This window comes from Serratia sp. J2, from assembly GCF_046269175.1.
Taxonomy (GTDB): Bacteria; Pseudomonadota; Gammaproteobacteria; order Enterobacterales; family Enterobacteriaceae; genus Chania; species Chania fonticola_C.
The window spans coordinates 284,120-303,543 of sequence record NZ_JBKABN010000002.1; the positions used below are offsets into that span (position 1 = coordinate 284,120).

Annotated in this window: 19 protein-coding genes and 1 tRNA gene; 15 read left to right on the forward strand and 5 right to left on the reverse strand. The window is 54.0% G+C overall.

The window, feature by feature from the left end; translation table 11 throughout:
* Window positions 1-100: 100 nt before the first annotated feature.
* On the forward strand, window positions 101-847 hold the full coding sequence (locus ACKWMY_RS03210; RefSeq protein ID WP_409485868.1) for an SDR family oxidoreductase: 747 nt from the start codon (window positions 101-103) through the stop codon (window positions 845-847).
* Between the two features lie 184 nt (window positions 848-1,031).
* On the opposite strand, the gene ACKWMY_RS03215 is transcribed toward ACKWMY_RS03210, so the two are convergent.
* Entirely contained in the window at window positions 1,032-1,640 is a 609-nt protein-coding gene (locus tag ACKWMY_RS03215) for an HD domain-containing protein (RefSeq protein ID WP_074029726.1), read from the reverse strand.
* Window positions 1,641-1,875: 235 nt separating this feature from the next.
* On the opposite strand from ACKWMY_RS03215, the gene trhA reads away from it, so the two are divergent.
* Window positions 1,876-2,550 (forward strand): PAQR family membrane homeostasis protein TrhA, encoded by a 675-nt coding sequence (gene trhA, locus ACKWMY_RS03220; RefSeq protein ID WP_024530761.1) that lies wholly within the window; start codon window positions 1,876-1,878, stop codon window positions 2,548-2,550.
* 231 nt (window positions 2,551-2,781) lie between these two features.
* Window positions 2,782-3,279, forward strand: coding sequence for a DUF2165 family protein (locus ACKWMY_RS03225; protein WP_021179803.1), 498 nt, complete (start codon window positions 2,782-2,784; stop codon window positions 3,277-3,279).
* A gap of 39 nt (window positions 3,280-3,318) precedes the next feature.
* Here ACKWMY_RS03225 and ygfZ read toward each other — a convergent pair whose 3' ends face one another.
* Window positions 3,319-4,311, reverse strand: coding sequence for a tRNA-modifying protein YgfZ (gene ygfZ, locus ACKWMY_RS03230; protein WP_074029782.1), 993 nt, complete (start codon window positions 4,309-4,311; stop codon window positions 3,319-3,321).
* A 300-nt stretch (window positions 4,312-4,611) separates the two neighbouring features.
* Here ygfZ and sdhE point away from each other — a divergent pair, with 300 nt between their 5' ends.
* The 5 genes from sdhE to creD all read left to right on the forward strand — a co-directional run bounded on the left by sdhE (window position 4,612) and on the right by creD (window position 8,883).
* Window positions 4,612-4,878: an FAD assembly factor SdhE gene (sdhE, locus tag ACKWMY_RS03235; RefSeq protein ID WP_024530763.1), complete on the forward strand. Its 267-nt coding sequence runs from the start codon at window positions 4,612-4,614 to the stop codon at window positions 4,876-4,878.
* Window positions 4,859-5,281 carry a protein YgfX gene (locus tag ACKWMY_RS03240; protein WP_024530764.1) on the forward strand — a complete coding sequence of 141 codons (423 nt, stop codon included), beginning with the start codon at window positions 4,859-4,861 and terminating at the stop codon, window positions 5,279-5,281. Before sdhE ends, ACKWMY_RS03240 begins: the two co-directional genes overlap by 20 nt.
* On the forward strand, window positions 5,281-5,976 hold the full coding sequence (creB, locus tag ACKWMY_RS03245) for a two-component system response regulator CreB (protein WP_409485869.1): 696 nt from the start codon (window positions 5,281-5,283) through the stop codon (window positions 5,974-5,976). The genes ACKWMY_RS03240 and creB overlap by 1 nt, the downstream gene beginning before the upstream one ends.
* On the forward strand, window positions 5,973-7,391 hold the full coding sequence (gene creC, locus ACKWMY_RS03250) for a two-component system sensor histidine kinase CreC (protein WP_211135950.1): 1,419 nt from the start codon (window positions 5,973-5,975) through the stop codon (window positions 7,389-7,391). Before creB ends, creC begins: the two co-directional genes overlap by 4 nt.
* Before the next feature lie 103 nt (window positions 7,392-7,494).
* Window positions 7,495-8,883: a cell envelope integrity protein CreD gene (creD, locus tag ACKWMY_RS03255; protein ID WP_309047728.1), complete on the forward strand. Its 1,389-nt coding sequence runs from the start codon at window positions 7,495-7,497 to the stop codon at window positions 8,881-8,883.
* A 35-nt stretch (window positions 8,884-8,918) separates the two neighbouring features.
* Here the strand turns inward: creD and fldB are convergent, their stop codons facing one another.
* On the reverse strand, window positions 8,919-9,437 hold the full coding sequence (gene fldB / locus ACKWMY_RS03260) for a flavodoxin FldB (RefSeq protein WP_021179810.1): 519 nt from the start codon (window positions 9,435-9,437) through the stop codon (window positions 8,919-8,921).
* A gap of 137 nt (window positions 9,438-9,574) precedes the next feature.
* On the opposite strand from fldB, the gene xerD reads away from it, so the two are divergent.
* From xerD to ACKWMY_RS03295, 7 genes are all read left to right on the forward strand, one after another.
* Window positions 9,575-10,474 carry a site-specific tyrosine recombinase XerD gene (gene xerD / locus ACKWMY_RS03265; RefSeq protein WP_021179811.1) on the forward strand — a complete coding sequence of 300 codons (900 nt, stop codon included), beginning with the start codon at window positions 9,575-9,577 and terminating at the stop codon, window positions 10,472-10,474.
* Window positions 10,475-10,501: 27 nt separating this feature from the next.
* Window positions 10,502-11,215 carry a bifunctional protein-disulfide isomerase/oxidoreductase DsbC gene (gene dsbC, locus ACKWMY_RS03270; protein WP_024530768.1) on the forward strand — a complete coding sequence of 238 codons (714 nt, stop codon included), beginning with the start codon at window positions 10,502-10,504 and terminating at the stop codon, window positions 11,213-11,215.
* Window positions 11,216-11,221: 6 nt separating this feature from the next.
* Entirely contained in the window at window positions 11,222-12,955 is a 1,734-nt protein-coding gene (gene recJ / locus ACKWMY_RS03275; RefSeq protein WP_409485870.1) for a single-stranded-DNA-specific exonuclease RecJ, read from the forward strand.
* A gap of 150 nt (window positions 12,956-13,105) precedes the next feature.
* Window positions 13,106-14,204, forward strand: a protein-coding gene (prfB, locus tag ACKWMY_RS03280) for a peptide chain release factor 2 (RefSeq protein ID WP_098929871.1) whose coding sequence is annotated in 2 segments (ribosomal slippage) — window positions 13,106-13,180 and window positions 13,182-14,204 — 1,098 coding nt in all. Because the reading frame shifts where the segments join, the coding sequence is not laid out codon by codon here.
* A gap of 9 nt (window positions 14,205-14,213) precedes the next feature.
* Window positions 14,214-15,731, forward strand: a complete 1,518-nt coding sequence (gene lysS / locus ACKWMY_RS03285) for a lysine--tRNA ligase (RefSeq protein WP_024530770.1) — start codon at window positions 14,214-14,216, stop codon at window positions 15,729-15,731.
* A 157-nt stretch (window positions 15,732-15,888) separates the two neighbouring features.
* Window positions 15,889-15,962, forward strand: a tRNA-Gly gene (locus tag ACKWMY_RS03290).
* A 262-nt stretch (window positions 15,963-16,224) separates the two neighbouring features.
* The gene (locus tag ACKWMY_RS03295) at window positions 16,225-17,625 is read left to right on the forward strand and encodes an HdeD family acid-resistance protein (protein WP_409485871.1); all 1,401 of its coding nucleotides are present in this window, start codon (window positions 16,225-16,227) and stop codon (window positions 17,623-17,625) included.
* Window positions 17,626-17,628: 3 nt separating this feature from the next.
* Here ACKWMY_RS03295 and ACKWMY_RS03300 read toward each other — a convergent pair whose 3' ends face one another.
* Both ACKWMY_RS03300 and ACKWMY_RS03305 read right to left on the reverse strand, forming a co-directional pair.
* Window positions 17,629-18,141 (reverse strand): DUF3828 domain-containing protein, encoded by a 513-nt coding sequence (locus ACKWMY_RS03300; RefSeq protein ID WP_074029729.1) that lies wholly within the window; start codon window positions 18,139-18,141, stop codon window positions 17,629-17,631.
* A 101-nt stretch (window positions 18,142-18,242) separates the two neighbouring features.
* A complete protein-coding gene (locus ACKWMY_RS03305; protein ID WP_409485872.1) occupies window positions 18,243-19,145 on the reverse strand; it encodes a hypothetical protein in 903 nt (300 codons plus the stop codon).
* Window positions 19,146-19,424 lie beyond the last annotated feature (279 nt).

Genomic DNA, 19,424 nt, shown 5'->3' on the forward strand with positions numbered 1-19,424 from the left:
ATTGCTGTTCACTGATTAACCTATCTTTGAGCAGCAAGTTGTCTGGCTTGCCCTCGTGAGTACCCGCTATTATTTCTGATCTCAACAGCAAGGAACCGTAATGACAAAAGTAGTGTTAGTGACCGGTGCCAGCCGGGGCATAGGCCGTGCGACGGCGTTATTGCTAGCTCAGCAGGGCTATGCGGTGGGGGTCAATTATCTGCGTGATAGTGCTGCTGCTGAGTTAGTGGTGGCGCAGATCCGCCAACAGGGTGGCAAGGCACTGGCTCTGCAGGCAGATATCGCCGAGGAAGAAGAGGTGGTGGCGATGTTTGCCGAACTGGAAGCCACGTTGGGGCCAATCAGTGCTCTGGTCAATAACGCAGGCATTTTGTTCCAACAGGCGAGCATTGAGCAACTCACCGCCGAGCGGATCAATAAGGTGCTGACGACTAACGTCACCGGGTATTTTCTCTGCTGCCGCGAAGCGGTAAAGCGTATGGCGCTACGGCATGGTGGGCAGGGCGGATCGATCGTCAACGTTTCTTCCGCTGCGTCGCGACTTGGGGCTCCGTGGGAATATATTGACTATGCGGCGTCAAAAGGGGCGGTGGATACGTTGACTACCGGTCTGGCGTTGGAAGTGGCGGCACAGGGGATACGCGTCAACTGTGTTAGGCCGGGTTGTATTTACACCGAGATGCATGCCAGCGGAGGAGAGCCGGGGCGGGTAGATCGTGTGAAGTCTGCGTTGCCAATGCAGCGGGGTGGTCAGCCAGAGGAAGTGGCGCAAGCTGTTGCCTGGCTGCTTTCCGATGCGGCGTCCTACGTCACCGGCAGTTTTATCGAAGCCGCTGGAGGGCGTTAAGTACGGCAATCGCGGTGTTCCCTCACCCCGACCCTCTCCCACAGGGAGAGGGAGTTGGTCGGAGCGCTTGGTTGGCCCTTGCTGCTGCGGGAAGTGAGCAGTAAGAAGATTGGGTATTACGCAGAGAAATCAGCGAACTCGATCGGTCCCCTCTCCCTGTGGGAGAGGGTTAGGGTGAGGGGCATTACTTCAGCCAGCCTTTACGCTGTGCATCCCGCAAATGCTGTTCCAAATATTGCCACAGCTCGGGATGGATATCGGCAATCATCGTATTACGGTCCAGTACCTGTTGCAGGCTGATATCATTCTCTACCCAGCTCTGACCGCCGTTGTGCAGGTTCATCAGCATTGGCATGCAGCGATCCAGCACCAGTGCAAAGCGGGCATCGGCGCTTTCGCCTGCTTCATACTCCTGCCACAGATCGGTGAAAACGCCACGTTGAGGTTCCGGTAACATCCCGAACAGCCGTTTTGCCGCCGCCACTTCCTGATCGTGGATCGCCGCTCGCGCCGCCAGATCGTAAACCATAACGTCACCGGCATCGATCTCGACGATATCGTGCAGCAGAGCCATCTGGATCACGCGCTGAATATTCACTTCATCGCTGGCATAAGGGGCCAGGCTCAAGGCTGCAATGGCAAAGTGCCAACTGTGCTCGGCCGAGTTTTCCTGACGCTGGGTGCCCATCACCTTGGTACGGCGTTGCACGCTTTTAAGTTTGTCGATTTCCATCAGAAACTGGATGGTTTGAGTCATGGAGCCAAAGTCTAACGCGGGTACAGCGGATGACATGGTACGAACCTCGAGGTGAATGATGGGATACCCGCCGTATTCAGCCGTAACTGAAATCCATAGGGTGCAAAGCATATCGATTGTAGCCCAGCAGGCTGAGGATTTCGATGTTCGCTTGGTGTTACAAGCGTACACAGTTTTATTTTAGCGTACACGTGTACACTGGAATCGTTCTCAGTTAATCTCATTTGCAGTTAATTCGCACAATATGCGTTGTTTTGAGGGGTTGCGCGTTATGGGGAAAAAGGACGAAGTGAAAGTCGGGGCAGACCAGTTGCCCGCCACGGCTTATCCATGGGCAGAGGAAATTGCCAACAGCATCAGCCACGGTATTGGCTTGGTGTTTGGGATTGTCGGCCTGGTGCTGCTGTTGGTTCAGGCGGTAAACGACGGCGCTGGGGTAACGGCCATCACCAGTTATAGCCTGTATGGCGGCAGTATGATCCTGCTGTATCTGGCTTCTACGCTGTATCATGCTATTCCACATCAGGGAGCCAAGCACTGGCTGAAAAAATTTGACCACTGCGCTATCTACCTGCTGATCGCCGGAACCTATACGCCGTTCCTGCTGGTGGGGCTGGACTCACCGTTGGCGCGAGGGCTGATGGTGGTGATCTGGGGGCTGGCGCTGTTCGGCGTGATTTTCAAACTGGCATTTGCGCACCGCTTTGAGGTGCTGTCGTTGGTGACCTATCTAACCATGGGCTGGTTGTCACTGATCGTGATTTACCAGTTGGCAATGCGCCTGGACGTCGGTGGAGTCACTTTACTGGCGGTGGGGGGCGTGGTGTATACGCTAGGGGTGATTTTCTACGCCTCGAAACGCTTCCGTTTTGGCCATGCGATCTGGCACGGTTTTGTGCTCGGCGGCAGTGTGTGCCACTTCATGGCGATCTACCTTTACGTATAACCTGCCCATCTGTTGTCGATATATTGCCAAAGCGTTTCTTTTGGGTTAAAAAGAGGCGCTTGTTTCTTTCGGGTATCCAGCAAGCCTTAGCGTTATTTCTGAGCCCGCCAAACCCCTCGCTTTCAAGTCGCAGGGGGTTGGCTGCGCTTGCTGCTGGCTGACCTGCATCTTGAGATCTATGGGGTATTTGCACCTTCCGGTGCCTTTAATCATTACCCAGGACTCTTCACTATGATCGTTCGTTTATCCAAAGCCCTGCTGGTTTGCGCTATCGCGCTATTTGCCTCACTGGTGGCCTTTGGCAATATCACCGATTACGACACCAACTTCGCTTTCGTACGCCATGTTTTTATGATGGATACGATCTTCCCTGATGCCACTATCACCTATCGTTCCATTCAGTCGCCATGGCTGCATCAGGTGGGATATATCGGCATTATTGCGTTGGAAACCCTTACCGCTATTTTGTGTTGGATTGGGGGGATCCGCCTGCTGTGCGGCCTGAAATTGCCTGCGGCCAGCTTTAACCGGGCCAAGACTTTTGCCATCGCAGGGTTGACGTTAGGCTTCCTCACCTGGCAGGTGGCCTTTATGTCAGTTGGGGGTGAGTGGTTTGGCATGTGGATGTCAAAACAGTGGAACGGGGTGCCCGATGCCTTCCGCTTCTTTGTCACTATTTTGCTGGTGCTGATTTATCTGGTGCCGCGTGATGGGGAATTGGACGAATAACTCGTCTGGCCGCAGGCTCGATGCCTGCGGCCAAACCACTTACTTTTCTTCCGCCAGTGAGTAAGGCAGAGGCTTGATGGCGAGCTGACTGCTGGCATCATCGCGTACGCGCAGCACACTGTCCGCTTCCAGATCGTTATTCATCACCACCTGCACCCACAGTGTTCCGTCAGCCAGCAAGCTTGCCGCCAGCACGGTGCCGGTACGGCGCCAGTTTTCACCCAGCTTCAACTCCAGATCGTCACCCGCCTGAGGTACCTGGCTGCCTTTACCTTCCAGCCAGTACAGGGCACGCTTGTTGGCTCCCCGGAACTTGGCGCGGGCCACCATTTCCTGCCCGGTATAGCAGCCTTTGCTGAAGCTGATCCCGTCCAGCGCCTGTAGATTGGTCGCCTGAGGGATCAACTGTGCACTGTTTGCTGCATCAATCACCGGGTAACCGGCCTCGATATCCAGTGCCAGCCATTGGCGGCTGTCGTTCAGCTCAGCCTGTCCTTCCAGCTTGGAAGCTAGCAGAGCGGCGGTTTCTGCCGTGGTAATCAGCACAAAACGTTCTGCTGGCAGCGCAAAGTGCAGCAAAGTGGTATCGCCGTCTTGCACCACTTGATGTTCTGCATCTGGCAGGGTGCTAAACACTTTCGCTAATGCGGCCCGCGCCTCAAGGCCAGCGAGGCCCAGCAGCACCGCATTGCTGTCTGCCGCGATGGTGATTTTGGAGAACACCGCGTATTTCTTTATTTCCGCTAGTTGGCTTTCCAGCACGCTACGGCGCTCAAGATAGGCAAAGCCTTCACCACGGTGGAATAAACGCAGGTTGCTCCACATTTTGCCTTTGGCATCGCAATGGCCGCACAGCACGTGTTGATCGGCCGCCAGTTTGTCGATATCAGCCGTTACCTGGCCCTGAAGATATTTTACCGTGTCTGGCCCGCTCAACTGCACCATGGCCCAATCTTCCAGTGAGATCAGCGTCAGTGGCAGATGGGAGGAGGCGGAAGGTTGACGGGGTGGAAAAGGAATATTGAACGCCATAATCGGTTCCTGCTGCATGTTTAGCATACCTGTTGGGGTTGCTACCATGGTAAAAGAGGTGGCTGGCTTTGCAAGCAGTTATTACCAGGCAGCGCTTTTTTTGACATTTTACGTTTTGTTGGGTAAACGCCCTTCCCGGCGAGTATGTCAAATTGTTACTCTAGGCGCTTACGGCCAACGAGACCCAATTGCACCCAAATCGTTGGCTGACGGAATTAAATTGCGCGCGCGTTGCCATACCAAGTGTCGGTTGCCCAAGAGCATGGCAAGCCATGCCGAAAAGAGGTTAGTCATAACAACATGGATATTAATAATAAAGCACGTATTCACTGGGCCTGCCGCCGTGGCATGCGCGAGTTGGATATCTCGATCATGCCGTTTTTCGAACATGAATACGATACGCTGAGTGATGCAGACAAGGTCGTATTCATCCGCTTGCTCGAATGTGACGACCCCGATTTGTTCAACTGGCTGATGAATCATGGCGCTCCGCAGGATCAAGATCTGCAGAGAATGGTGTCCCTGATCCAAACGCGAAATAAAGCCCGTGGCCCAGTGGCGATGTGATGTCCGCGTTTCCTGGCGTACCCAGTTAGTCTCGTTGCTGACTCACGGCCTGCTGATTTTGCTGATCCTGATCGCCCCTTGGCCGGAAGGCTATGGCCCGATCTGGTTAGTGCTGTTGACGTTGGTGGTGTTTGAATGCATTCGCAGCCAAAAGCGCATTGCATCCAGGCAGGGAGAACTGCGTTTGCTGGCTGAACGCCGGATTGAGTGGCATGGCCAGGAATGGCTGATGGTGAACAAGCCCTGGATGCCAGGGTTCGGTATTTTACTGTCGCTTCAGCAGGCCAACGGCAAAAAACGCCATCGGCTGTGGTTGGCTTCGGATTCCATGAGCAAAGCGGATTGGCGCCAACTGCGTCAGCGGTTGTTGTTTGAACAATCCGCTACCGACGAGGACGTATAATGAAACCGCTGCTTTGGCTGGTAGAAGACGAGCCCAGCATTGCGGATACGCTGATTTATACCCTGGAGAGCGAAGGCTTTCAGGTGCGTTGGTTTGATCGTGGCGAGCCTGCTTTGCAGGCTTTGCCACAGGGCTTACCGGCATTGGTGATCCTCGACGTCGGCCTGCCTGATATCAACGGTTTTGAGCTTTGCCGTCGGCTGCTGGCGCAGGCGGTGGATTTACCGATCCTGTTTCTTACCGCGCGCAGCGGTGAACTCGATCGCCTGATCGGGCTGGAAATCGGTGCCGATGACTATGTCGCCAAACCCTTTTCCCCGCGTGAGGTCAGCGCTCGTGTGCGCACGATCCTACGGCGTTTACACAAGCAGCAGTGCTTGCAACAGCCTGCCCTTTATCATTTTGGTGCCTTCAGCCTGGATGAAGAGGGGGCCACTATCTGCTACCACCAGCAGCCGTTGCCGCTGACCCGCTATGAATTCTTGTTGCTGAAAACCCTGTTGCAAGCGCCTGGCCGGGTGTTTTCCCGCCAGCAGTTGATGGACATCGTTTGGGCCCAGGCGGAAGAGAGCCTGGATCGTACCGTCGATACCCATATCAAAACGCTGCGTGCCAAACTGCGGGCGATCGATGCCGCAGAACCCCCAATCCATACCCATCGTGGCTTAGGCTATAGCGTGAGCCGCCAGCCATGAGGATTGGCCTGCGCCTGCTGTTGGGCTATTTCCTGATTGTGGCGGTGGCGGGCTATTTCGTACTGAGCATTTTCGTGCAGGAGGTCAAACCTGGCGTACGGCGTGCCACTGAAGGCACGCTGGTGGATACCGCCAACTTGCTGGCACAGGTGGCGCGGCTGGATATGAGACATGGGGATGCGGCAAAAGGTCAGTTGGCACAGGCTATCGCCCAGCTAAATCAGCGGCCGATCGGGGCCAATATTGCCGGGATCCGTAAAGATCGTAACGAATATCGCGTCTATCTTACCGATGGGCGCGGCAAGGTGATTTTCGATTCATCAGGCCAGGCGCTGGGGCAGGATTACTCCCGCTGGAACGATGTTTATCTGACATTACGTGGCCAATACGGTGCTCGTAGTACCCGGACGATTGCTGATGACGAGAGCAGTTCGGTAATGTACGTGGCCGCACCGGTGGTGGAGCAAGGGCAGATTATCGGCGTGTTGAGCGTCGGCAAGCCCAACAGCACCATGGCACCGGTGATCCGCCGCAGCGAGAGGCGTATTTTGCTGGCGGGCGCGGTGCTGCTGGGGATTGCGCTGGCGATCGGCCTGGGCTTCGTCTGGTGGATTAACCGCTCGATCAACCGCCTGGTGAGTTATGCCGACGGAGTGGCGCACGGCGAGGCGGTGCCGTTACCACGCATGGGCAGCGTTGAACTTACCCAACTGGCACAAGCGTTGGAAAGCATGCGCATGAAGCTGGAAGGCAAGGCTTACATTGAACAGTATGTGCATACCCTGACTCATGAACTGAAAAGCCCGCTGGCGGCGATCCGTGGCGCGGCGGAACTATTGCAGGAATCACCGCCTCCGGCGACGGCAAAACGCTTTTTGACCAACATCGAACAGCAGAGCGCCCGCATTCAACAATTGGTCGATAAGCTGTTGGTGCAGGCGCAGTTAGAAAGCCGGCCCGGTTTGGAACTGGCTACGGTAGCGATGGTGCCGTTAGTCCGGCAGATTGTCGCGGGCAAAGAAGCACAGGCGGCGCAGCGTGGTGTCACGATTGAATTGGGGGCATTAGCGGAAGCATCGCTGACCGGGGATGCTTTTTTACTGGGGCAGGCGCTGAGCAACCTGCTGGATAATGCCCTGGATTTCACCCCGGAGGGTGGCTCGGTCAGTATTGATGGCGAGCGGTTGGAGCATCATTACCAGCTCACCCTTTGCGATACTGGCAGCGGCATACCCGACTATGCGCTGGATAAGGTGTTTGAACGCTTCTATTCCCTGGCGCGGGAAGATAAACCCAAGAGCAGCGGCCTGGGCCTGAACTTCGTGCAGGAAGTGGCGCGCCTGCATCGTGGCACCATCCGCTTGCAAAACCTGCAACCCACCGGCGCGAAGGCCATCCTCACTTTACCCCTCTGATTACAACATATTGTCCGCACTTCACCTTCTCTTCACATAACCACATTCTGATTTCACTTGCCGACTTTATCGTAGCGACATTACCTACAAGGAGTCTGCCACGATGTTTAAATCGGTACTGTTTTGGAAAATAACCACCCTGCTGGGATTGATGATCCTGATGATGATCCCGGTGGGCATGCTCATGGATGTGGTACAGGAACGCAGCGGCTATCGCCAGAGCGTGGTGGGGCAAGTGAGCGAAAGCACTAGCCGGGCGCAGCGTATTCTTGGGCCAGTGATCGTGATCCCGTACACCTTGCGCGAAGAGAAGAAAAATGAAAAAGGTGAAATCAAGATAGAGACCAGCCGCTATCAACGCTTTGTCTTGCCCGAATCCTTGGTGGTGAATGGCAGGCCCAACGTTGAGATCCGCAAGTTGGGTATCTACCAGACTCAGGTGTATCAGGGGCCACTGGATTTCCAGGTGAAATTCGGCCAACCCGATCTGGAGGATTTGCAGCATAGCAACATTACGGTCGGCCAACCCTTCCTGATGCTGTCATTAAGCGATTCTCGTGGTATCAAAAGCATCTCTGCCCTCAACGGCATTCAACAGCAGGCCAAGTTTGAACCGGGTACTTTGGTCAGCGGGCTTTCTCAGGGGATCCATGCACCGCTGACCCTGGCCTCGTTGCAGAAAGAAGGGCTGACGGCGGATTTCACACTGAACCTGGCAGGGACCAGCAGCTTGTCTTTGGTGCCGGTAGGGCGCAGTTCCGAGCTGCTATTACAAAGCAACTGGCCGCACCCGAACTTCCTCGGCAACTTCCTGCCGGATGAGCGCAAGGTGACCGATAAAGGCTTCTCGGCCCGCTGGCGCAGCACCTGGTTTGCCAACAACATTAATAGCGCCTTCATGTATGACAACGGCATTATGGAAGAGGAAAAGCTGCCGACATTCACGACCAGCCTGATCGAACCGGTCGATCACTATCAATTGACCGAGCGAGCGGTGAAGTATGCGGTGCTGTTCCTGGGGCTGACGTTTATGGCGTTCTTCCTGTTCGAAACCCTGACCGGGCTGCGGGTACACCCGATCCAGTATCTGTTGGTGGGGGCGGCGCTGGTGCTGTTCTACCTGATCCTGCTGGCTTTCTCGGAACATCTGGGATTCGACGTAGCCTACCTGCTGGCAAGCGTGGCCTGTAGTGGACTGATTGCCTTCTACCTCAGCGCCGTGCTGCGCGGGATGCGCCGTGGCATGCTGTTCGCCGCCAGTCTGCTCCTGCTGTATGGCATTCTGTATATGCTGTTGCAGTCGGAAGATAACGCACTGGTATTAGGTTCGGTGCTGCTGTTCGGGGTGCTGGCGGGCATTATGCTGCTGACGCGTAAACTGGACTGGTATCAGGTGGCCGACCCGGCTCGCTCGAAAGGCAACGCTGCTGAGCCAGAAACCGCTGAGACGCCGGCCAGTAATGGCGAGAGCCGTTTCAGGTTGTGGAAATAAGGATTTTGTTGGGCGCGATATCGCGCCCCATTTCGTTACAGCAGCGGTTCCATTTCCAGCAGGATCTGTTCACACCACTGTTGCAGGCGTTCTTCGCTCAGATCGTACTGGTTCACCTCATCCAGCGCCAGGCCAACAAAGTGTTTGCCGTCGGCGCTGAGCGGTTTGGGGCTGGTGAATTCAAACCCGTCAATCGGCCAGAAACCGATAAACTGCACGCCCTGCGGGGCAAGCTGGTCGTGCAACATCCCCAGCGCATCCAGGAACCATTCGCCATAGCCCAACTGATCGCCCATCCCGTACATGGCGACGATCTTGCCTTTCAGGTCTAGTTCAGTCAGTTGCGGCCAGATCGCTTCCCAATCCTCTTGCAGCTCACCAAAATCCCAGGTTGGAATACCCAGGATCAGGATGGAATAGTCTTCCATCAGCTTGGGAGAAACGTCTTTCAGGTTGTGCAGGTCGACCAGGTCTTCACCCAGAATCTCACGGATTTTTTCTGCCGCCATCTCGGTGTAGCAGGTGCTGGAGCCGTAAAACAGACCAATCTTCATATTTAAACCGTTTATAATGCCGTGTGTAGAATTGCAACGAGTATACCTTAAGGCATAATGCCTGTGGCATATACCCGTCGTCTTTCAAGCTGCAGCTTGAAATCCATAGGGTATGAAGATAATGAAGAGGGGACCGCGTGCAACAGCAAGACAGTGCGCTGATTGAGCAATTCCTGGATGCGTTGTGGATCGAACGCAATCTGGCAGAGAATACGCTGGCCTCTTATCGGCTCGATTTACAGGCGCTGGCCGGTTGGCTGGCTCTCAACAACCGCAGCCTTTTACAGGCCGAAGCTCTGGACTTACAGGCCTTTCTCGCCGAACGGGTAGAGGGAGGATACAAAGCGACCAGCTCAGCCAGGTTGTTAAGCGCGATGCGCCGCCTGTTCCAATATCTCAACCGTGAAAAAATGCGGGCGGATGACCCCACCGCGTTGCTGGCCTCGCCCAAATTACCGCAGCGGTTACCCAAGGATCTTAGCGAAGCGCAGGTTGAGGCCTTGCTACAGGCGCCTTGCGTCGATCAACCGTTGGAGCTGCGTGACAAGGCTATGCTCGAGGTGTTGTATGCCACCGGCTTGCGCGTGTCGGAACTGGTGGGGTTGACCATCAGCGATGTCAGCCTGCGCCAGGGCGTGGTGCGGGTGATCGGTAAAGGCAACAAAGAGCGCCTGGTGCCGTTGGGCGAAGAAGCGGTGTACTGGATCGAAAATTATCTGGAACACGGCAGGCCCTGGATGCTGAACGGCCAGACGCTGGATGTGCTGTTTCCCAGCAACCGCAGCCAGCAAATGACCCGCCAGACGTTCTGGCATCGGATTAAACACTATGCGATCCTAGCGGGTATCGACAGCGAACGGTTGTCTCCGCATGTGCTGCGCCATGCTTTCGCCACCCATTTACTGAACCATGGGGCCGATCTTCGTGTCGTACAGATGTTATTGGGGCATAGCGACCTCTCAACCACACAAATTTATACTCATGTAGCCACTGAAAGATTGAAACAGCTACATCAACAGCATCACCCGCGCGCCTGACGCGCAGGGATCGAAAGGATTGGAAGAATGAAAAAAGGTTTAATGCTGCTCTCCCTGCTGGTGGCTTCGGTTACCGGTGCGGCCCATGCTGACGATGCAGCTATTCAGAAAGCACTAGGTAGCCTGGGCATTAAGCAGGCAGACGTGCAACCCTCGCCGGTCGCTGGTTTGAAAACCGTATTGACCGAAGGCGGCACGCTGTATGTGACGGAAGATGGCAAACACGTGCTGCAAGGGCCGCTGTTTGACGTCAGCGGCGGTGAGCCGGTCAACGTGACTAATCAACTGTTGATGACCCGTCTGGAAGCGCTGAAAGATCAGATGATCGTCTACAAAGCGGCGAAAGAGAAACACGTGATCACCGTGTTTACCGATATCACCTGTGGCTATTGCCACAAGCTGCACGAGCAGATGAAAGAGTACAACGATCTGGGGATCACCGTGCGCTATCTGGCGTTCCCGCGTCAGGGCCTGGAATCTCAGGCAGAGAAAGATATGCGTTCCATCTGGTGTACCGCAGACCGTGCTAAAGCCTTTGATGCCGCCATGAAGGGCGACGCAGTGTCTCCGGCGACCTGCAAAACCGATATCAGCCAGCATTATGCACTGGGCGTACAGTTTGGTATCAACGGTACTCCGGCTATCGTGCTGAAAAACGGCATGGTTGTCCCTGGCTACCAAGGGCCGAAAGAGATGGCCGCGATGTTGGATGCGCATGCAGCCTCCGCAGCCACGAAATAAGTTACGGTGAGTATTAAAACCCAATTACGCCGCCGTGAGGCGGCAGATGCCAGCCATTTACCCGCCAGCCTGCCCCCCCTGTTGCGTCGCTTATACGCGTTGCGCGGAGTTAAGGGTGAACAGGAACTGGAGCGTAGCGTCAAGGGCATGTTGCCTTGGCAACAGTTGAGCGGTATCGATGCTGCGGTAGCGATATTGCAGCAGGCACTGGCCGATGGCCGTCGCATCATGGTGGTGGGCGACTTTGATGCAGATGGTGCCACCAGTACCGCACTGACGGTGCTGGCCTTGCGTAGCATGGGCTGTAGCTCCATCGAATATCTGGTGCCCAACCGTTTTGAGGATGGTTATGGCCTGAGCCCCGAAGTGGTGGAACAGGCGGCGGCTCGGGGTGCCGAGCTGATCGTTACGGTCGATAACGGCATCTCTTCTCATGCGGGTGTAGACGTTGCGCACGGCTTGGGAATACAGGTGCTGGTCACCGATCACCATCTGCCGGGCGATACGCTGCCTGCGGCAGAGGCGATCGTTAACCCGAACCTGCGTGACTGCGATTTTCCCTCCAAATCCCTGGCTGGTGTTGGCGTTGCCTTCTATCTGATGTTGGCGTTGCGGTCCAAGCTGCGTGACAGCGGCTGGTTCGAACAGCGCGCGCTGGCTATGCCTAATTTGGCCGAATTACTGGATCTGGTGGCATTGGGCACGGTGGCAGACGTGGTGCCGCTGGATGCCAACAACCGTATTCTGGTGTATCAGGGGCTGAACCGCATCCGGGCTGGCAAGTGTCGGCCAGGTATCCGCGCTTTGCTGGAGGTGGCCAACCGCGATGCGCGGCAATTGGCCGCCAGCGATCTCGGCTTTGCCCTTGGGCCACGGCTGAACGCGGCAGGGCGGCTGGACGATATGTCGATCGGTGTAGCCATGCTGTTGAGCGACGATATTGCCCAGGCGCGTATGCTGGCCAACGATCTCGACGCGCTCAACCAGACCCGGCGTGAGATTGAGCAGGGGATGCAGGTGGAAGCGCTGGAGCTGTGCGATCAACTGGAACGCACGACCACTGAACTGCCTTACGGGTTGGCGATGTATCACCCGGAGTGGCATCAGGGCGTGGTGGGCATTCTGGCGTCGCGTATCAAAGAGCGTTTCCATCGCCCGGTGATCGCCTTTGCCCCTGCGGGCGACGGCATTCTGAAAGGCTCTGGCCGCTCGGTGGCCGGGTTGCATATGCGTGATGCGCTGGAGCGGCTCGATACCCTGAATCCTGGGCTGATGATGAAGTTCGGCGGCCATGCGATGGCGGCGGGCTTGTCGTTGGAGGAGGCCAAGTTTGACGAGTTTCGCCAGCGTTTTGGCGAACTGGTCGGCGAATGGCTAGATCCCGCCATGCTGGAAGGCGTGATCTGGTCGGACGGCGAACTGATGATGCAAGAACTGACCCTGACCACCGCAGAACTTCTGCGTGAGGGCGGGCCGTGGGGGCAGGCGTTTCCTGAGCCAACCTTTGACGGCAAGTTCCGTATCCTGCAACAGCGGCTGGTGGGCGAAAAACACCTGAAGCTGATGATCGAACCGCTCGGTGGTGGCCCATTGCTGGACGGCATCGCCTTCAACATCGATACCACGCAGTGGCCGGATAGCAGCATCAAAGAAGTGGAACTGGCGTATAAGCTGGACGTGAATGAGTTCCGTGGCAACCGTAATGTGCAGTTGCTAATTCAACACCTCTGGCCGCGTTAACCGGTTTATCAGGGCACCTGCGGGTGCCCTAATCTCAATCCCCCACAAAAACTGACCAACTCGCTATAAACTGGCGACTGGATCCGCTAGAATTACCGGTTCCAATGGCATTTCGCCATCGACGACATCAACGTAAGAACGCAAAAAATCATGTTTGAAATTAATCCGGTAAAAAACCGCATTCAGGATGTGTCCGAGCGGACAGCCGTTCTCAGGGGGTATCTTTGACTATGATGCCAAGAAAGAACGCTTAGAAGAAGTTAACGCCGAGCTGGAACAGCCGGACGTTTGGAACGAACCTGAACGCGCTCAGGCATTAGGCAAAGAGCGCTCGTCGCTGGAAGCCATTGTTGAAACCATCGATCAGCTGGAACAAGGCTGTGAAGACGTCACGGGCCTGCTGGAACTGGCAGTCGAGGCGGAAGACGAAGACACCTTTAACGAGACCGTGGTTGAGCTCGATCAACTGAGCGCCAAGCTGGAACAACTAGAATTCCGTCGTATGTTCTCTGGTGAATATGATAGCGCGGACTGCTACCTGGATATCCAGGCAGGTTCCGGCGGCACCGAAGCACAGGACTGGGCCAGCATGCTGCTGCGCATGTACCTGCGTTGGGCGGAATCCAAAGGTTTTAAAACGGAAGTGATTGAAGAGTCCGACGGCGACGTCGCGGGCCTGAAATCGGCAACCATCAAGATTATCGGCGACTACGCGTTTGGCTGGTTACGTACTGAAACCGGCGTGCATCGCCTGGTACGCAAGAGCCCATTCGACTCCGGTGGCCGTCGCCATACCTCCTTCAGTTCCGTATTTATCTATCCGGAAGTGGATGACGATATCGATATCGAAATCAACCCGGCCGATCTGCGCATTGATGTTTACCGCGCCTCCGGTGCCGGTGGTCAGCACGTTAACAAAACCGAGTCGGCGGTGCGTATTACCCACTTGCCAACCAACATTGTGGTGCAGTGCCAGAACGATCGCTCTCAGCATAAGAACAAGGATCAGGCATTCAAACAGCTGCGCGCCAAGCTGTATGAATACGAGATGCAAAAGAAAAATGCTGACAAGCAAATGCTGGAAGACAACAAGTCCGATATCGGCTGGGGCAGCCAAATCCGATCTTACGTGCTGGATGATTCCCGCATCAAGGATTTGCGCACCAACGTCGAAACACGTAATACGCAGGCCGTACTGGATGGCGACCTGGATAAATTCATTGAGGCAAGTTTGAAAGCCGGGTTATGAGGAACAGAAATGTCTGAGCAACAAGCACAAGGCGCCGAACAGGCGTTGGATCTCAACAATGAGCTGCAGTCACGCCGTGAAAAACTGGCCGCGCTGCGCGAGAACGGCATTGCGTTCCCGAACGACTTCCGTCGTGATTCCACCTCCGACAAGCTGCATGCCGAATACGGCAGCAAAGAAAACGAAGAGCTGGAGTCACTGGGTATCGAAGTGACCGTGGCTGGCCGTATGATGACCCGCCGTATTATGGGTAAAGCCTCCTTCGTGACGCTGCAGGACGTGGGTGGCCGCATTCAGCTTTACGTGGCACGTGACGATCTGCCTGAAGGCGTTTACAACGAGCAGTTCAAGAAATGGGACCTGGGCGATATCCTTGGCGCACGCGGTAAGCTGTTCAAGACCAAAACTGGCGAACTGTCTATCCACTGTACCGAGCTGCGTCTGCTGACCAAAGCACTGCGTCCACTGCCAGACAAGTTCCACGGCCTGGCCGATCAGGAAACCCGTTATCGCCAGCGTTATCTGGATCTGATCGCCAACGAAGAATCCCGTAACACCTTCAAGATCCGTTCTCAGGTGATGGCGGCGATCCGTAACTTCATGGTGGGTCGAGGCTTTATGGAAGTCGAAACCCCGATGATGCAGGTGATCCCTGGCGGCGCGTCTGCTCGTCCGTTCGTTACTCACCACAACGCGCTGGACATCGACATGTACCTGCGTATCGCGCCAGAGCTGTATCTGAAGCGCCTGGTGGTAGGTGGCTTCGAGCGCGTGTTCGAGATCAACCGTAACTTCCGTAACGAAGGCGTTTCCCCGCGTCATAACCCAGAGTTCACCATGATGGAACTCTATATGGCGTATGCGGATTACAAAGACCTGATCGAACTGACTGAGTCGCTGTTCCGTACGCTGGCGCAGGACGTGCTGGGTGACACCAAAGTGCCTTATGGCGATGAGGTGTTCGACTTCGGCAAGCCGTTTGACAAGCTGACCATGCGCGAAGCGATCAAGAAATATCGTCCGGAAACCAATCTGGACGATCTGAACGATATGGCTAAATCCGTAGCGATTGCCGAGTCGATCGGCATCAAGGTTGAGAAGAGCTGGGGCCTGGGCCGCGTGGTTACCGAGATCTTCGAAGAGACCGCGGAAAGCCATCTGATCCAGCCAACCTTCATCACCGAGTATCCGGCAGAGGTTTCTCCGTTGGCACGCCGTAACGACGAAAACCCGGAAATCACCGACCGTTTCGAATTCTTCATCGGTGGGCGTGAGATCGGTAACGGCTTCTCGGAACTGAACGACGCAGAAGATCAGGCGCAGCGTTTTGCCGATCAGGTTAGCGCGAAGGATGCTGGTGACGACGAAGCGATGTTCTACGACGAAGACTACGTCACCGCGCTGGAACACGGCCTGCCGCCAACCGCGGGTCTGGGCATCGGTATCGACCGTATGGTGATGCTGTTGACCAACAGCCACACCATCCGCGACGTGATCCTGTTCCCGGCCATGCGCCCGAGCAAGTAATTCTCACCAAGTGATTAAACCGGTGCAGGCGACTGTGCCGGTTTTTTTTCGCCTGAAGAGAGCAGGGTGTTGCTAACCGCTTAAAACATCGGCAGTTATACACTTTCTTCTCTTGCCCGGCGCGCATAACCGGTTATAATGCCAGTCGCACACCTAAGCGGGTGTAGTTCAATGGTAGAACGGCAGCTTCCCAAGCTGCATACGAGGGTTCGATTCCCTTCACCCGCTCCAATCTCAAGTCTCCCCGAACTCCACCAAAATCAACAACTCTCTGATTTAACAGCGTTTTTATCATTTTCCATATCAACTTGGTTTAACCCGCATTTCCCCAATCAACCCAGTATCTTGTACAGAAATGCCTGTAGTTGCACCTATGCAGTTTGAAACGACACAAATTGCGTGATTTCAGAGGTGGAAACTATACTCATGCCATCTTGGAAGAGCACCTCTGCGTAGATCTGACAAGCCGCCTTACAATTAGAGGGGATAAGGCATGGTTCGGTTGGTAATGATTTTACTTGGGGTTGATTATTTGCGTAGCCGCTGGCGAGGATTGATGATTGCCGGTTGGTTAGGCGTGTTAGCGGGTTTAATCGTTTTCATCGATGCGTTGGATGACGCGATTTATTTCCCTTTGCATCCCTTCGCTTTCCTGTTGTTGGTAGAGGGACTGGCAACGTTGATGGTCGCGCATACCGGCATCGGCGGGCAACGTACCTTGCGTTACGTAAAAGGAGGAGCATTTTCACTGGCCGCGATATTGATATTGAGTGGGCAACACCATGGCCATTTTATTTTATCGATGATTTTTGGCACTTTGTTTTTGGCCGATGGGCTACTGCAAATCGTCTCCGCTGGGGTCGTGCGCTATAAAAACTGGAAGTTGGTGGTGGCTGGCGGTGTATTGGAAGTTATGTTAGCTATTTTCTTCTTTCAGCCCTATCCGACCCATTATGTCGGCACCGTACCTTATTGTTTAGGACTGGGGTTGATGTTTGGTGGGTGGAATATGGTTATGCTGGCGATGCGCGTCAAAAAGCTGGAGGTCAACCCCGCAGTTTTGGGTAATAAGGCCGCAGAGGAAGCCAGTAGCGCAATAACCACGCCTTTGGTAACTGAATGGGAAGGTCCTCCGGATGATGATGAACCTGCATTGACCATACATGTCTGGACTCCTGTGGGATCCTCGAAGAGTGCAACGGTGCCTCATCCTGTTATTGATCGTTATATTGCTGCGGTGGATAAAAACGGAGTGATTTCCACTGGCCATGCTGCACTTGAATCTCCGGAAGGTATTTATATCAGTTTGTATCCGGCGGTCGATATTGACCGGTCGCCAGATCAATTTACCCGCTTGCTACGGGCAACCGCAGACAATAATGTTGAAGGGAGATTCCAACCGGATTATGTGACTGAGTCAGGTGCATGGTGTTCTTCAACCCAGCGAGTGCGGATCAGGAACTACGATGCTGAACGTCTGAAACGGTTCTGGGAAGTTTATCGTGAAGACAATACTTATAATCTCACCTATCGTAACTGCTCAAGCAGTGTGGCACGGGGTCTTGAAGCGGCGCTGGAAGGCGTAGTGAGTAAAATATGGGGGCAACGTGGCCACTGGTGGGTGTTGAGTAAAATTCTCACGACGCCGGAATTATGGGTGGCGGTACAAATACGTAAACGTGCAAAAACGATGGCCTGGACACCAGGGCTGATACTTGACTATGCTCGTGCATTAAGCATGTTGGCGGATCCCCGGCCGGCTGGCTGGATAACCACCATACGACGTGCCCTGGAGAAAATGTTTTCTTTGCGCAAGCAATGGCGCGATGAAAAAGCGCAGGGCACGATAGCGTCAGGCGTTCGCAGTGAGCCCTCAAATGACAAAGGCAACTAGCGATTATGGCAATGTTTCCCCCTTTATACGCAGGGCTTTATTATTGGCATCAATAGCATGACGAACACTCTGCTGATTGGTATCAAAAATATCGTCAATAAACCACTGCCCATTCTCAGCCACTAAATCAAACTCGGTGGTTGTCGTGAGGTTGCTATCTCTAAAAGCGCGAAAGGTGACTGTGGCATGCGATTTTTTATTATCGTTAGAGAGAATATTGATATCCGTCACCACCAGGTTCTGATAATCCTGACACTGGCAGATCGGGTCGGCGTCAAGATAGCCCATATCGCCAGGTAAGGTTAGCGCCTGATCCTCTGCCAACACCGCGATGAATTTCTTTGAGGCAATCCGCTTCGGGCCTGTTTCGCCGATGAATGCGGCTGTAACCTCATCATGGCTATAGGTGGCATAAATCCGTGCTAAAAAGGCACTGGGATTTTCAATGGCCGAGGCGGGCTGTGGGAGTGCAGCAAACGAAAGGAGAGAAAAACAAAGCAAAGCCAAAAAACGCATGGTTACCACCCCTTAAAAGTTCTCTATCCCTTAAATCAGCTGGTCCATACTACGGAGCGCTCACGTTGATGGCAACGCCTGATGGCAACGCCTGATGGCTCTTAATCAGCTCTGTACGCAACTAAAGTATACGCTGGAAAGCTATTCCTAAAGAAAGGGATGCGATCAAAGATCACCACGGTGAACGCGATGATTAATATCATAACCAAAAACAAAATCACCAGAGACATCGCAAACCAGAAGCCACTTATTTCAATCGTTGTAAGCCCTATAGATGCACCATACAAGGCCCCGCATATAAGGATAAGTGACGTAGTGATCCCAACGAAGTTTGCCAGCCTTCTTCGAAGGCTTTTCTTCTGAAACTGAAACGTCGAGGGGTTAACATTGAAGTCATAGAAAACCTCCTCAGAAATCACCAGCTCAGGCCGTTGCAGCGAGGCAATCTGCATCAGTATTGCACGTGTAATGTTCCAGTGATGCTTGAATTTCTTTATTTCATGCACCGGGACTAAATTTTCTTTCGTTTCACCGGATTGGTTTACGGTGTAGATAACCAGGTTTTTAGTGTTGTTTTTATAGCCCGTATTACGAAAGCCAATCGTGGCCTTGGTGCCGTCCTCTAACGAGCCAGTGACTTCTGGCCATAGTAGCTGATAATGACTTACACCGCCTGACAGATCGTTGTATCGCGTATAAAAAACACCTTGAGAGGTGACGTTAAAGTATACCTCTCCATGCTTTAATTTTAAGTTGTCGCTAATTCTTTTAAAGAATAAATAATTCAAGGGGAGAAGGATCAATAAAAATAAAACACCAAGTAGAAAGGTATCACCCTCGATAAAAAATAGGGTTGGCGTAGCCAGAGATGCAATGAAAACAAGTATGAAAACGGGAGAAAGCAATAAGTAGAGCGTCTTTGTCGCTATTCTACGCTCGATGGCTGACACATCATCACATCGCTTGGAGGAGCTGGCGAAAAACGCGGTATGTTCGGCAATCATACTTTTATATCCATATAATCAATCACATAATCCTGAATTAGTGTCTTGCTGTACCCTAGCTAGTTAGCCGGAAGGCTTAAAACCAAGGAACTCAAGCCTGGTAGATTACCAGACTCAGTGACTATTTTCTGCTTATGATACACGGCTCACTGCAAGGGAAATCTCCGCTTCTGGGGGCATGTGCCCGATATTCAGTAGCTTTGGTCAGTTTGCTTTCCTGTTTATGACAATCAAGCTTTGCATCGCAGGTGTAAGCATAGAAAGAATAAATATATATCC

Excerpts from the sequence above, each read along its gene's own strand:
- ACKWMY_RS03300 (WP_074029729.1), bottom strand. The coding sequence starts at position 18,141 with ATGCGTTTTTTGGCTTTGCTTTGTTTTTCTCTCCTTTCGTTTGCTGCA.
- ygfZ (WP_074029782.1), bottom strand. The coding sequence starts at position 4,311 with ATGGCGTTCAATATTCCTTTTCCACCCCGTCAACCTTCCGCCTCCTCC.
- lysS (WP_024530770.1), top strand. The coding sequence starts at position 14,214 with ATGTCTGAGCAACAAGCACAAGGCGCCGAACAGGCGTTGGATCTCAAC.
- creD (WP_309047728.1), top strand. The coding sequence starts at position 7,495 with ATGTTTAAATCGGTACTGTTTTGGAAAATAACCACCCTGCTGGGATTG.
- ACKWMY_RS03225 (WP_021179803.1), top strand. The coding sequence starts at position 2,782 with ATGATCGTTCGTTTATCCAAAGCCCTGCTGGTTTGCGCTATCGCGCTA.
- ACKWMY_RS03210 (WP_409485868.1), top strand. The coding sequence starts at position 101 with ATGACAAAAGTAGTGTTAGTGACCGGTGCCAGCCGGGGCATAGGCCGT.
- fldB (WP_021179810.1), bottom strand. The coding sequence starts at position 9,437 with ATGAAGATTGGTCTGTTTTACGGCTCCAGCACCTGCTACACCGAGATG.
- creB (WP_409485869.1), top strand. The coding sequence starts at position 5,281 with ATGAAACCGCTGCTTTGGCTGGTAGAAGACGAGCCCAGCATTGCGGAT.
- creC (WP_211135950.1), top strand. The coding sequence starts at position 5,973 with ATGAGGATTGGCCTGCGCCTGCTGTTGGGCTATTTCCTGATTGTGGCG.
- ACKWMY_RS03295 (WP_409485871.1), top strand. The coding sequence starts at position 16,225 with ATGGTTCGGTTGGTAATGATTTTACTTGGGGTTGATTATTTGCGTAGC.
- sdhE (WP_024530763.1), top strand. The coding sequence starts at position 4,612 with ATGGATATTAATAATAAAGCACGTATTCACTGGGCCTGCCGCCGTGGC.
- ACKWMY_RS03305 (WP_409485872.1), bottom strand. The coding sequence starts at position 19,145 with ATGATTGCCGAACATACCGCGTTTTTCGCCAGCTCCTCCAAGCGATGT.
- dsbC (WP_024530768.1), top strand. The coding sequence starts at position 10,502 with ATGAAAAAAGGTTTAATGCTGCTCTCCCTGCTGGTGGCTTCGGTTACC.
- ACKWMY_RS03215 (WP_074029726.1), bottom strand. The coding sequence starts at position 1,640 with ATGTCATCCGCTGTACCCGCGTTAGACTTTGGCTCCATGACTCAAACC.
- trhA (WP_024530761.1), top strand. The coding sequence starts at position 1,876 with ATGGGGAAAAAGGACGAAGTGAAAGTCGGGGCAGACCAGTTGCCCGCC.